The organism is Streptomyces sp. YS-3 (assembly GCF_045257485.1).
Taxonomy (GTDB): domain Bacteria; phylum Actinomycetota; class Actinomycetes; order Streptomycetales; family Streptomycetaceae; genus Streptomyces.
The window spans coordinates 1-12,465 of the sequence record NZ_JBJHPC010000172.1 but is presented as its reverse complement, the minus strand read 5'-3'; the positions used below and the strand labels follow the sequence as shown (position 1 = coordinate 12,465).

11 protein-coding genes and 1 riboswitch are annotated in these 12,465 nt (G+C 68.4%); of the genes, 10 read left to right on the top strand and 1 reads right to left on the bottom strand.

The window, feature by feature from the left end; all coding sequences use genetic code 11:
* Positions 1–258: 258 nt before the first annotated feature.
* The 4 genes from coxB to ACJA3G_RS16445 all read left to right on the top strand — a co-directional run bounded on the left by coxB (position 259) and on the right by ACJA3G_RS16445 (position 4,781).
* Entirely contained in the window at positions 259–1,230 is a 972-nt protein-coding gene (coxB, locus tag ACJA3G_RS16460) for a cytochrome c oxidase subunit II (protein WP_406553733.1), read from the top strand.
* Positions 1,227–2,966 (top strand): cytochrome c oxidase subunit I, encoded by a 1,740-nt coding sequence (gene ctaD / locus ACJA3G_RS16455; RefSeq protein WP_406553732.1) that lies wholly within the window; start codon positions 1,227–1,229, stop codon positions 2,964–2,966. Before coxB ends, ctaD begins: the two co-directional genes overlap by 4 nt.
* Positions 2,963–3,361: a cytochrome c oxidase subunit 4 gene (locus ACJA3G_RS16450; RefSeq protein ID WP_358833664.1), complete on the top strand. Its 399-nt coding sequence runs from the start codon at positions 2,963–2,965 to the stop codon at positions 3,359–3,361. Before ctaD ends, ACJA3G_RS16450 begins: the two co-directional genes overlap by 4 nt.
* A gap of 166 nt (positions 3,362–3,527) precedes the next feature.
* On the top strand, positions 3,528–4,781 hold the full coding sequence (locus tag ACJA3G_RS16445; protein WP_406553731.1) for an Ig-like domain-containing protein: 1,254 nt from the start codon (positions 3,528–3,530) through the stop codon (positions 4,779–4,781).
* Positions 4,782–4,812: 31 nt separating this feature from the next.
* On the opposite strand, the gene ACJA3G_RS16440 is transcribed toward ACJA3G_RS16445, so the two are convergent.
* Complete coding sequence (locus tag ACJA3G_RS16440) at positions 4,813–5,229, bottom strand: hypothetical protein (RefSeq protein ID WP_406553730.1); 417 nt, start codon at positions 5,227–5,229, stop codon at positions 4,813–4,815.
* A 178-nt stretch (positions 5,230–5,407) separates the two neighbouring features.
* Between ACJA3G_RS16440 and ACJA3G_RS16435 the strand changes: the two genes are divergently transcribed.
* The 6 genes from ACJA3G_RS16435 to ACJA3G_RS16410 all read left to right on the top strand — a co-directional run.
* Entirely contained in the window at positions 5,408–6,028 is a 621-nt protein-coding gene (locus tag ACJA3G_RS16435) for a heme-copper oxidase subunit III (RefSeq protein ID WP_358833667.1), read from the top strand.
* Between the two features lie 63 nt (positions 6,029–6,091).
* The gene (locus ACJA3G_RS16430) at positions 6,092–6,901 is read left to right on the top strand and encodes a c-type cytochrome (RefSeq protein WP_358833668.1); all 810 of its coding nucleotides are present in this window, start codon (positions 6,092–6,094) and stop codon (positions 6,899–6,901) included.
* Positions 6,898–7,947 carry a Rieske 2Fe-2S domain-containing protein gene (locus ACJA3G_RS16425; protein ID WP_358833669.1) on the top strand — a complete coding sequence of 350 codons (1,050 nt, stop codon included), beginning with the start codon at positions 6,898–6,900 and terminating at the stop codon, positions 7,945–7,947. The genes ACJA3G_RS16430 and ACJA3G_RS16425 overlap by 4 nt, the downstream gene beginning before the upstream one ends.
* On the top strand, positions 7,944–9,572 hold the full coding sequence (locus ACJA3G_RS16420; RefSeq protein ID WP_406553729.1) for a cytochrome bc complex cytochrome b subunit: 1,629 nt from the start codon (positions 7,944–7,946) through the stop codon (positions 9,570–9,572). Before ACJA3G_RS16425 ends, ACJA3G_RS16420 begins: the two co-directional genes overlap by 4 nt.
* Positions 9,573–9,707: 135 nt before the next feature.
* Positions 9,708–10,772 (top strand): anthranilate phosphoribosyltransferase, encoded by a 1,065-nt coding sequence (gene trpD / locus ACJA3G_RS16415; RefSeq protein ID WP_406553728.1) that lies wholly within the window; start codon positions 9,708–9,710, stop codon positions 10,770–10,772.
* Positions 10,773–10,858: 86 nt separating this feature from the next.
* Positions 10,859–10,976: riboswitch (SAM riboswitch) on the top strand.
* A 229-nt stretch (positions 10,977–11,205) separates the two neighbouring features.
* The coding region (locus ACJA3G_RS16410; RefSeq protein ID WP_406553727.1) for an aminotransferase class V-fold PLP-dependent enzyme at positions 11,206–12,465 on the top strand (1,260 nt) is incomplete at its 3' end.

Here is a 12,465-nt window from a genome sequence, read left to right as displayed (position 1 = left end):
GGGCGCCCCCGTGCCGTGCCACTCCCCGTACACCCGTACGGAAAGAGTCGTCAGATGCCCCCCGGAGGCCCGGATTCCACCCCTTCGGGGGCCCCGGCGGCGCGTTGGGCACCCTCCCCGCGCGACCCCAAATAGCGTCCAGTAGGGTTTGGTCCGCATAAACATCCAAACCCCTGCCCGCGGCCAGGGCGGCGACCGACCAGCGAGACGGACGGCCGGAGCCGGCCGGCGCGGGCGAGACTCTCGGGAAGGCGCTACGTGAGTCCCAACGGCTCCGACCGCTCGTCGCGGCGCCCGATGCGGCGGAAGCTGCTGCAGGTGCTGACCGCGGGCCTGGTCCTGGCTACCGCCTCCGGTTGCTCGTACAACTGGAAAGACTTCCCTCGCCTCGGTATGCCCACCCCGGTGACGGAGGAGGCTCCCCGGATCCTCTCCCTCTGGCAGGGTTCGTGGGCGGCAGCGCTCGCCACGGGCGTGCTGGTCTGGGGCCTGATCCTGTGGAGCGTCATCTTCCACCGGCGCAGCCGCACCAAGGTCGAGGTACCTCCGCAGACCCGGTACAACATGCCCATCGAGGCGCTGTACACGGTCGTCCCCCTCATCATCGTCTCGGTGCTCTTCTACTTCACCGCGCGTGATGAGTCGAAGCTCCTTGAGCTCTCGCCGAAGCCGGCCCACACCGTCAACGTGGTCGGCTACCAGTGGAGCTGGGGCTTCAACTACGTCGAGAACGTGGACGGCAACCCGGCCACGGGCGACGCCGCGAAGTCCAAGGAGCTGTCCGCCATCCCGGACCGCTTCACCAAGGACTTCCCGGCCGGCGCCGACGGCGTGTACGACGTCGGCATCCCCGGCACGCGGAACCCGCAGACCGGAAACCCCGGGCCCACGCTGTGGCTGCCCAAGGGCGAGAAGGTCCGCTTCGTGCTGACGTCCCGTGACGTCATCCACTCCTTCTGGGTGGTCCCCTTCCTGATGAAGCAGGACGTCATCCCGGGGCACACCAACTCCTTCGAGGTGACCCCGACCCAGGAGGGCACCTTCCTCGGCAAGTGCGCCGAGCTGTGCGGTGTCGACCACTCCCGGATGCTCTTCAACGTGAAGGTCGTCTCCCCGGAGCGCTACCAGCAGCACCTCAAGGAGCTGGCGGCGAAGGGCCAGACCGGCTACGTGCCGGCGGGCATCGCTCAGACCGACCCCGCCAAGAACGCGGAGACGAACAAACTGTGAGCATCCTCAACGAATCTCAGGGTGCCGCGGCAGCAGACGACTCGTACGAGAACGAGCTGCCGGTCCGGCGCAAGCAGCCGGGGAACGTCGTCGTGAAGTGGCTGACCACCACTGACCACAAGACGATCGGCACGATGTATCTGGTCACGTCGTTCGCGTTCTTCTGCATCGGCGGGATCATGGCGCTCTTCATGCGCGCCGAACTCGCCCGCCCCGGCACGCAGATCATGTCGAACGAGCAGTTCAACCAGGCGTTCACGATGCACGGCACGATCATGCTGCTGATGTTCGCGACGCCGCTGTTCGCCGGGTTCGCGAACTGGATCATGCCGCTGCAGATCGGCGCGCCCGATGTGGCGTTCCCGCGGCTGAACATGTTCGCCTACTGGCTCTACCTGTTCGGCTCGACCATCGCGGTCGGTGGCTTCCTCACCCCGCAGGGCGCGGCCGACTTCGGCTGGTTCGCCTACTCCCCGCTGTCGGACGCGGTCCGCTCGCCGGGCGTCGGCGCCGACATGTGGATCATGGGTCTGGCCTTCTCCGGCTTCGGCACGATCCTCGGCTCGGTCAACTTCATCACCACGATCATCTGCATGCGCGCACCCGGTATGACGATGTTCCGGATGCCGATCTTCGTGTGGAACGTCCTGCTGACCGGTGTGCTGGTCCTGCTCGCGTTCCCGGTGCTGGCCGCCGCGCTGTTCGCCCTGGAGGCGGACCGCAAGTTCGGTGCCCATGTCTTCGACGCGTCCAACGGCGGCGCGCTGCTGTGGCAACACCTCTTCTGGTTCTTCGGCCATCCAGAGGTGTACATCATCGCCCTGCCCTTCTTCGGCATCATCTCCGAAGTCATCCCAGTGTTCTCCAGGAAGCCGATGTTCGGCTATATGGGCCTGGTGGGCGCGACGATCGCCATCGCCGGTCTGTCCGTGACCGTGTGGGCGCACCACATGTACGTCACCGGCGGCGTGCTCCTGCCGTTCTTCTCGTTCATGACGTTCCTCATCGCGGTACCGACCGGTGTGAAGTTCTTCAACTGGATCGGCACGATGTGGAAGGGCTCACTGTCCTTCGAGACACCGATGCTCTGGGCCGTCGGCTTCCTGATCACCTTCACCTTCGGTGGTCTGACCGGCGTCATCCTGGCCTCGCCGCCGATGGACTTCCACGTCTCCGACTCGTACTTCGTGGTCGCGCACTTCCACTACGTCATCTTCGGCACCGTGGTCTTCGCGATGTTCTCCGGATTCCACTTCTGGTGGCCGAAGTTCACGGGCAAGATGCTGGACGAGCGCCTGGGCAAGATCACCTTCTGGACGCTGTTCGTGGGCTTCCACGGCACGTTCCTGGTGCAGCACTGGCTCGGTGCCGAGGGCATGCCGCGTCGTTACGCGGACTACCTCGCCGCCGACGGGTTCACCGCGCTGAACACGATCTCGACCATCAGCTCCTTCCTGCTGGGCCTGTCGATCCTGCCGTTCCTGTACAACGTCTGGAAGACCGCCAAGTACGGCAAGAAGATCGAGGTCGACGACCCGTGGGGCTACGGGCGTTCGCTCGAATGGGCGACGTCGTGCCCGCCGCCGCGGCACAACTTCCTCACCCTGCCGCGTATTCGCTCCGAATCCCCGGCGTTCGACCTGCACCACCCGGAGATCGCGGCTCTCGACCAGCTCGAGAACCACGGTGCCGGTGACAACGCGGCCCTCGCCGGCGGCAAGGAGGCGGGCAAGTGAAGATCCAGGGCAAGATGTTCCTCTGGCTCTCCGTCTTCATCCTGATCATGGCCGTCGTGTACGGCGTGTGGTCGAAGGAGCCGGCCGGTGCCACCGCTCTCGTGATGGCCTTCGGCCTGAGCGTGATGATCGGCTTCTACCTGGCCTTCACGGCCCGGCGGGTCGACGCGGGCGCGCAGGACGACAAGGAGGCCGATGTCGCGGACGACGCCGGTGAGCTGGGATTCTTCTCCCCGCACAGCTGGCAGCCGCTCTCGCTGGCCATCGGTGGAGCGCTCGCGTTCCTGGCCATCGCGATGGGCTGGTGGCTGCTGTACTTCTCGGCGCCGCTGATCCTCATCGGCATCTACGGCTGGGTGTTCGAGTACTACCGCGGCGAGAACCAGAACCAGTAGGTCCTCGTACGCACCCGTGAAGGGCCCCGCGGCTCGTTGAGAGCCCGCGGGGCCCTTCCGTGTACCCCGGTGGCCCCGGGCGGCCCCGGGGCCGCCCGGAGGCCGCCGCCGCCCGTTTGCAGTCCTCCGACGCGCCGAACGCGCCCGCCCTTCATAACGTGAGGGCATGAGTCAGGCACCGCGTATCCGTACCGTCCTCGGCTGCACCCTGCTGGTCATCGCCCTCGGGGCGGGCGCCGCCGGGTGCGGCCACTCCGAGAGCAACCCGCTCTCGGCCAAGCCGTACGACGCGGCCGGGCAGATCGCGTACAACGGTCCGTCGGGCAGCGCGAAGGCGGACCCGGACAAGCCCCTGGAGATCACCGCCAGGGGTGGCCGCGGGCGCATCACGGACGTGACGGCCGCGGACGCGGCGGGCCGCTACCTCGCGGGCGAACTCGACGGCGACGGCAACCGCTGGCACTCCACCTCCCCGCTGGTCGCCGGGGCGCGCTACACGGTGGTGGTCTCCACGGAGGACTCCGACGGCGCTCCGGGGCGCCGTACGCTGACGTTCGACACCACCGCGCCCAAAGACACCGTGAACGTCGAATTCGGGCCGGACGCGGGCAAGTACGGCGTCGGACAGCCCATCACGGCCGAGCTCAGCAAGCCCGTCAAGGACAAGGCGGCCCGCTCGGTCGTCGAGCGTGCCCTCAAGGTCGAGTCCACCCCTTCGGTGGAGGGTGCCTGGTACTGGGTGGACGACAAGAAGCTCCACTACCGGCCCAAGGACTACTGGCCCGCGCACGCGACCGTCAGGGCCACCTCGCGCCTGGAGGGCGTGCGGATCGCGGACAAGCTGTACGGCGGCCCCGCCAAGCCCCTGAAGATCACCACGGGCGACCGCATCGAGGCCATCACGGACGCGTCCTCGCACTACATGACGGTCAAACGCAACGGAGAAGTGATCAATACCATTCCGGTGACCACCGGAAAGCCGGGCTTTTCCACCCGTAACGGCGTCAAGGTGGTGCTGGGCAAGCAGTACTACGTACGTATGCGCGGGGAGACGGTCGGCATCTCGGCCGGCAGCGCCGACGCGTACGACCTGCCGGTCTACTACGCGACCCGGGTCACCTGGAGCGGCGAGTACGTGCACGCGGCCCCCTGGTCGGTGGGCTCGCAGGGCGCCGAGAACGTCAGCCACGGCTGTACGGGCATGTCCACCGGGAACGCGGCCTGGTTCTACGAGACCGTGAACGAGGGCGACATCGTCAAGGTCGTCAACAGCATCGGCGAGGACATGACGCCCTTCGACAACGGCTTCGGCGACTGGAACGTCGACTGGGACAAGTGGCGCAAGGGCAGCGTGCTCCAGGCCGACGCGAAGGCCGGGCAGAGCAAACTGAACTCCGCCCGGCTGCGACCGCAGGTCTAGGGCCTGCCCGGTGGGGGTCGGGGCGGGGCGATCAGCCCTTGGTGGCCAGGGCGCCGTCGGGGCGGCGCAGGCGCAGCAGGGCGGCCAGTGCGGCGGCGAACTCGACCGGTTCGACCGGGAGGGTCACCGCGGCGTCCGCACGGCTCCAGGTGGCCAGCCAGGCGTCCTGGGGGCGCCCGATGAGCAGCAGCACCGGCGGGCACTGGAAGATCTCGTCCTTGATCTGCCGGCAGATGCCCATGCCCCCGGCCGGAACGGCCTCCCCGTCCAGCACGCACACGTCGATGCCGCCGCGGTCCAGCTCCTTGAGGACGGCGTGCGGGGTCGCGCACTCCAGGAAGGTCACCGGGGGAACGTCGGAGGCGGGCCTGCGTCCGGCGGCGAGCCGCACCTGCTCACGGGTGTTCGCGTCGTCGCTGTAGACAAGTACGGTGGCGCTCGACTGCATTGTTCCTCCGATTCGACGGCGGTACGGGCTCGGGAGCCGATGCGCGGATGCTACTCCGTCCGACTCCGTGTCAACACCGGTTCGGCGAGCGCCCGGATGGGCCGTTCGGGCAGGACACGGGGTGCGGACACACCGAACGGCACCCCCCGGAGTGAGCGCGAGATAAGCGACCGACATAATGTCGGTCGTGGCGACAGCAACGACAGTAGAAACCGGGCACGCGCACCCGTCGGTCAATCGGCCGAACCTCACCAGCGTCGGAACCATCATCTGGCTGAGTTCCGAGCTGATGTTCTTCGCGGCCCTCTTCGCGATGTACTTCACCCTGCGATCGGTGACGGGTGCCGAGCACTGGAAGGAAATGGCGTCCTCGCTGAACCTTCCGTTCTCGGCGACGAACACCACGATCCTGGTGCTCTCCTCCCTCACGTGCCAGCTCGGCGTCTTCGCCGCCGAGCGGGGCGACGTGAAGAAGCTGCGCACCTGGTTCATGATCACTTTCGTGATGGGTGCGATCTTCATCGGAGGCCAGGTCTTCGAGTACACCGAGCTGGTGAAGAAGGACGGCCTCTCGCTGTCCTCCGACCCGTACGGCTCGGTGTTCTACCTGACCACCGGCTTCCACGGCATGCATGTGACGGGCGGTCTCATCGCCTTCCTGCTGGTTCTCGGCAGGACCTACGCGGCCAGAAGGTTCACCCACGAACAGGCGACCGCCGCCATCGTCGTGTCCTACTACTGGCACTTCGTCGATGTCGTCTGGATCGGCCTCTTCGCCACGATCTACCTGATCAAGTAATCGGGCACGCAGACCCGACACCATCCCGCACTGACGCAGAAGATCCTGACACCGGGGTAATCCGTGAAAAAGCTCTCCGCACGACGACGCCATCCGCTGGCGGCGCTCGTCGTCCTACTCCTCGCGCTGGCGGCCACCGGGGGGCTGTACGCCGCGTTCGCGCCCGCGGACAAGGCGAAGGCCGACGAAACCGCCCAGTCCCTCGCTATCGACGAGGGCAAGAAGCTCTACTCCGTCGGCTGCGCCAGCTGCCACGGAACCGGCGGTCAGGGCACCTCTGACGGCCCGTCCCTGGTCGGCGTCGGCTCCGCCGCCGTGGACTTCCAGGTCGGCACCGGCCGGATGCCGGCGCAGCAGCCCGGCGCCCAGGTGCCGAAGAAGAAGGTCATCTACTCGCAGGCCGAGATCGACCAGCTCGCCGCGTACGTCGCTTCCCTCGGAGCCGGCCCCATCAAGCCGACCGAGAAGCAGTACAGCCCGGAAGGCGCGGACATCGCCAAGGGTGGCGAACTGTTCCGCACCAACTGCGCCCAGTGCCACAACTTCTCCGGCAAGGGCGGTGCGCTCACGCACGGCAAGTACGCCCCCAGCCTTGAGGGCGTGGACCCGAAGCACATCTACGAGGCCATGCAGACCGGCCCGCAGAACATGCCGTCCTTCCCCGACACGACGATGCCGCAGAAGCAGAAGCAGGACATCATCGCGTACCTGGACGCCGTGAACAGTGAGAAGACGGCGAGCCCCGGTGGCCTGTCGCTGGGGGGCCTCGGTCCCGTCAGTGAGGGTCTGTTCGCGTGGATCTTCGGCCTCGGTGCCCTCATCGCAGTCGCCATCTGGATCGCGGCCCACTCCGCTAAGGCCAAGAAGTCATGAGTAGCCAAGACAATTCCGAGAACCTGCCCAGCGAGCAGGACCCCGAGCACGGCTCGGTCGAGCGCGCCCGCGACCCGTTCGCGGACCCGGGGCTGCCGCCCCACCGTCCGCGCGTCCAGGACATCGACGAGGCGGCTGCCAGGCGCTCCGAGCGCGTGGTCGCCGGTCTCTTCATGCTCTCGATGGTCGCCACGGTCGCCTTCATCGCGTCCTTCGTGATCTTCCCGATCGACAAGATCGTCTACATCTTCCCGTTCGGGCACGTCAGCGCGCTGAACTTCTCCCTGGGTCTGACCCTGGGTGTCGCGCTGTTCTGCATCGGCGCCGGCGCGGTCCACTGGGCCCGCACGCTGATGGCCGACGAGGAGATGTCGGACGACCGTCACGAGATCGCCGCTCCGCCGGAGGTCCGCGAGAAGGTCATGCAGGACTGGGCGGACGGCGTCCGCGAGTCCGGCTTCGGCCGCCGCAAGCTGATCCGCAACACCATGTACGGCGCGCTGGCCATGGTGCCGCTCGCCGGTGTGGTGCTCCTGCGCGACCTGGGCACGCTGCCCGAGGACAAGCTGCGCAAGACGATGTGGGCCAAGGGCAAGGCCCTCATCAACATGAACACCAACGAGCCCCTGCGTCCCGAGGACGTGGCCGTCGGTTCGCTCACCTTCGCCAAGCCCGAGGGCCTGGAGGAGGACCAGCACGACTTCCAGACCCAGATCGCCAAGGCCGCCCTGATGATCGTCCGGCTCCAGCCGGAGAACATCAAGGACAAGCGCGAGCTGGAGTGGTCGCACCAGGGCATCGTGGCGTTCTCGAAGATCTGCACCCACGTCGGTTGCCCGATCAGCCTGTACGAGCAGCAGACCCACCACGTGCTCTGCCCGTGCCACCAGTCCACCTTCGACCTCTCCGACGGGGCCCGCGTCATCTTCGGCCCGGCCGGTCACGCTCTGCCGCAGCTGCGCATCGGCGTGAACAGCGAGGGCTACCTCGAAGCGCTCGGCGACTTCGAAGAGCCCGTCGGTCCTGCCTTCTGGGAGCGCGGATGAGCACCACCACGACTGACGAACGCCGCGAGCCCGGCAACGGCGAGAAGTTCGCCGACTGGGCCGACGGCCGGCTGGGGATCTACACCCTCGCCAAGACCAACATGCGCAAGATCTTTCCGGACCACTGGTCCTTCATGCTCGGCGAGATCTGCATGTACACGTTCATCATCATCATCCTCACGGGTGTGTACCTGACACTGTTCTTCCACCCGAGCATGAACGAGGTCGTCTACGACGGCTCCTACGTTCCGCTCCAGGGCGTACAGATGTCCGAGGCGTTCAACTCGACCATGCACATCAGCTTCGATGTGCGCGGTGGTCTGCTGATCCGGCAGATCCACCACTGGGCCGCGCTGATCTTCCTCGCGGGCATGTTCGTGCACATGATGCGCGTGTTCTTCACGGGCGCGTTCCGCAAGCCGCGCGAGGTCAACTGGCTCTTCGGCTTCCTGCTGTTCTTCTGCGGCATGTTCACCGGCTTCACCGGCTACTCGCTCCCGGACGACCTGCTCTCGGGCACCGGCGTCCGCTTCATGGAGGGCGCCATCCTGGGCGTGCCGGTCGTCGGCACGTACCTGTCGTTCTTCATCTACGGCGGCGAGTTCCCCGGCGGCGACTTCGTGGCCCGGTTCTACTCGGTCCACATCCTGCTGCTGCCCGGCATCATGCTCGGCCTGATGATCACTCACCTGATCCTGGTCTTCTACCACAAGCACACCCAGTTCGCGGGCCCCGGCCGCACCAACAAGAACGTCGTGGGCGCGCCGCTGCTGCCCGTCTACACGGCCAAGGCCGGCGGCTTCTTCTTCCTGGTGTTCGGTGTCATCGCGGTCATCGCGGCGATCGCCTCGATCAACCCGATCTGGGAGATCGGCCCGTACCGCCCGGATCAGGTGTCGACCGGCGCCCAGCCCGACTGGTACATGGGCTTCGCCGAAGGCCTCATCCGAGTGATGCCGGGCTGGGAGATCAACCTGTGGGGCCACACGCTGGTCCTGGGTGTGTTCATCCCGCTGGTGATCTTCCCGCTGGTGCTCTTCGCGATCGCGGCCTACCCGTTCATCGAGGCCTGGATCACCAAGGACACCCGCGAGCACCACATCGCCGACCGTCCGCGCAACGCTCCCGTCCGCACCGGTATCGGTGTGGCGTGGGTGACCGCGTACATGGTGATGCTGGTCGGTGGTGGCAACGACCTGTGGGCGACCAACTTCAACCTGTCGCTCAACGCCATCACCTGGTTCGTCCGGATCGCGTTCTTCGTCGGCCCGGTCGTCGCGTTCATCGTCACCAAGCGGATCTGCCTGGGCCTCCAGCGCCGGGACGCCGAGAAGGTGCTGCACGGTCGCGAGACCGGCATCATCAAGCGGCTGCCGCACGGTGAGTTCGTCGAGGTCCACGAGCCGCTCGACGCGGGCCAGCTGTACAAGCTCACCGCGCACGAGCAGACCCGTCCGGCCGAGCTGCCGGCGGCCGTCGACGAGAACGGTGTCAAGCGCAAGGTCTCCCGCATGGAGAAGCTGCGCGTGAAGCTCCACAAGGGCTACTTCGGCGAGCAGAGCCAGATCGCCAAGCCCACCGCCGAGGAGTACGAGGAGATCACCAGCGGCCACGGCCACCACTGATCCCCTCCCAGCGCACGCTGTACGCCACACAGCACAGGGCCCCGTCCACGCGATGGACGGGGCCCTTCGCCGTCCCCGGGGCTGGATAGGGTGGTCCACGATTCCCCTATCCGTCGGTGGACCCAGGAGCGGACCATGAACGTTGTGACCCCGGCAGGCGGCGACAGCGTGGCGGCCTACTCCTGGCCGGGCGTGCTGGACGCACTGCTCAGCGGCACCGACCAGAGTGCCGAGGCGACGGCCTGGGCGATGGACTCGATCATGCGCGGCGAGGCGACCGACGCGCAGATCGCCGGGTTCGCGGTGGCCCTGCGGGCCAAGGGCGAGACGGTCGCCGAGATCACCGGCATGGTCCGCGCGATGTACGAGCACGCCAATCTGATCGAGGTGCCCGGCCGGACCGTCGACATCGTCGGCACCGGCGGCGACGGCGCCAAGACCGTCAACATCTCCACCATGTCCGCCATCGTGGTGGCGGGCACCGGCGCCAAGGTCGTCAAACACGGCAACCGGGCCGCCTCCTCCGCCAGTGGCGCCTCCGACGTCCTGGAGAAGCTCGGCGTCAACCTCGACCTCACCCCCCGGCAGGTGGTCCAGGTCGCCGAGGAGGCGGGCGTCACCTTCTGCTTCGCGGTCAAGTTCCACCCCGCCCTGCGGTACGTCGCCGCGGCCCGGCGCGAACTCGGCATCCGCACCACCTTCAACTTCCTCGGTCCGCTCACCAACCCCGCCCGCGTCATGGCCCAGGCCACCGGGGTCGCGGACGCCCGGATGGCGCCGATCGTGGCCGGGGTGCTCGCCGAGCGCGGCTCCTCGGCGCTGGTGTTCCGCGGCGACGACGGCATGGACGAGCTGACCACCACCGCGACCTCCCGGGTCTGGGTGGTACGGGACGGGGCCGTGCGCGAGGAGGCGTTCGACCCCAGGGACGTGGGCATCGGCCTGGTGCCGGTGGAGGCGCTGCGCGGGGCGGACGCCTCGTACAACGCGGACGCGGCCCGCCGGCTGCTGGCCGGGGAGACCGGGCCCGTACGGGACGCGGTGCTGCTCAACTCGGCGGCGGCGCTGGTCGCGCTGGACCCGGGCCCTGGCACCCTGGTGGAGCAGATCCGGGACGGGATCGCCAGAGCGGCCGAGTCGGTGGACTCCGGGGCGGCGAGACGGGCCCTGGAGCGGTGGGTGGCCGCCAGCAACGCGTAGCCGCCGAGCGGACGTGTGACGGGGCGCGGTCCGGATGCCGGACCGCGCCTTGCGCGTACGCCGACGTATGGCAGGATGCTTTCCAAGGTCATGAGTGACAGCGACTACGGCCCCGGCCCGCTGTCCGGCAACCCTCCGTCCGTGGCGGGGTGCCCCGGGTGAAGACCAGGCCGCAGGCAGCGAGGTCGGCGGCAAGCGCGGACCCCTGCGCACCCGTTCTCGGGTGGCGCGCCCCTGGGGTCCTGGTCCTCAAGGGAGCAGTCTCGTGAGCAAGCGAATGCGATAGGGCCTTCGGCCCCTTCTTCTGTACACCTCCGTACGCCTTCTTCGCGTACGTCGAGGTCACCCCCCGTGCGTCCGGCGCCGCCGGTCGGTCCGCCGCGCCCCGGGGGTTCCACAGCCGATTCGCCTCGACCTGCCGGGAGATACCGCCATGTCCGCATACGCGTCCACGCCCACCGCCCCGTCCGCCGTCACCTCCCCCTCGCTCTCGTCTTCGTCGTCGCCCTCGTCCGAGGAGCCCTGCTGCGCGGCGCCGCTGCCGGTGCTCGGCCGGGACGTCACCGTTCCGCTGGTCACCGGCGGCGAGGTGACGTACGCGGCCCTCGACTACGCGGCGAGCGCTCCCGCCCTCCAGCGGGTGTGGGACGACGTGGCCGCGTACGCCCCCTACTACGGCAGCGTGCACCGGGGCGCGGGCTACCTCTCGCAGCTCTCCACCGACCTGTTCGAGAACAGCCGGGCGACGGTGGCCGAGTTCCTCGACTGCCGCCCCGGCGACCAGGTGGTCTTCACCCGTTCGACGACGGACTCGCTGAACCTGCTGGCCCGGGTGCTCCCGGCCGACTGCCAGGTCTTCGTCTTCGAGACCGAGCACCACGCCTCGCTGCTGCCGTGGCGGGACGCCCGGGTGACGTACCTCGACGCGCCGCGTACGCCGCAGCAAGCGGTGGCGATCCTGGAACGGGCGCTGGCCGACCGCGAACCCTACGGTCCGGCGCTGGTCTGCGTCACCGGCGCCTCCAACGTCACCGGGGAGCTGTGGCCGGTGAAGGAGCTGACGGCGGCGGCGCACGCGCACGGGGCGCGGATCGTGCTCGACGCGGCGCAGCTGGCGCCCCACCACCCCGTCTCCGTAACGGAGTCGGACGTCGACTGGATCGCCTTCTCCGGGCACAAGCTGTACGCGCCGTTCGGCTCGGGGGTGCTGGCCGGGCGCGCGGACTGGTTCCGGTCCGCCGAGCCGTACCTCGCGGGCGGCGGCGCCTCCCGTACGGTCGCGCGGCGCGCGGACGGCGGGGTGGACGTCGAGTGGCACACCACGGCCGCCCGCCACGAGGCCGGCTCCCCGAACGTGATCGGCGTGTACGCCATCGCGTCCGCCTGCAAGGCGCTGACGGAGGCGGGTTTCGAGGGCCTGGTGGAGCGGGAGCGGCACCTGATCGCGAAGGTGCGGGAGGGGCTGGCGGCGGTGCCGGAGGTACGGGTGCTGTCCCTCTTCGGCGACGACGCGCCGAGGGTCGGGGTGATCTCGTTCGTCGTGGACGGCTGGAACAGCTCGCACTTCGCGGCGGCGCTCTCGGCGGAGTACGGGATCGGGGTGCGGGACGGCCTGTTCTGCGCGCACCCGCTGGTACGGACGCTGCTCGGCGGGGAGCCGCAGGAGCAGGGGGAGTGCGGGGCGCCCGAGGGC

Excerpts from the sequence above, each read along its gene's own strand:
- ACJA3G_RS16425 (WP_358833669.1), top strand. The coding sequence starts at position 6,898 with ATGAGTAGCCAAGACAATTCCGAGAACCTGCCCAGCGAGCAGGACCCC.
- ACJA3G_RS16440 (WP_406553730.1), bottom strand. The coding sequence starts at position 5,229 with ATGCAGTCGAGCGCCACCGTACTTGTCTACAGCGACGACGCGAACACC.
- ACJA3G_RS16435 (WP_358833667.1), top strand. The coding sequence starts at position 5,408 with ATGTCGGTCGTGGCGACAGCAACGACAGTAGAAACCGGGCACGCGCAC.
- trpD (WP_406553728.1), top strand. The coding sequence starts at position 9,708 with ATGAACGTTGTGACCCCGGCAGGCGGCGACAGCGTGGCGGCCTACTCC.
- ACJA3G_RS16420 (WP_406553729.1), top strand. The coding sequence starts at position 7,944 with ATGAGCACCACCACGACTGACGAACGCCGCGAGCCCGGCAACGGCGAG.
- ACJA3G_RS16445 (WP_406553731.1), top strand. The coding sequence starts at position 3,528 with ATGAGTCAGGCACCGCGTATCCGTACCGTCCTCGGCTGCACCCTGCTG.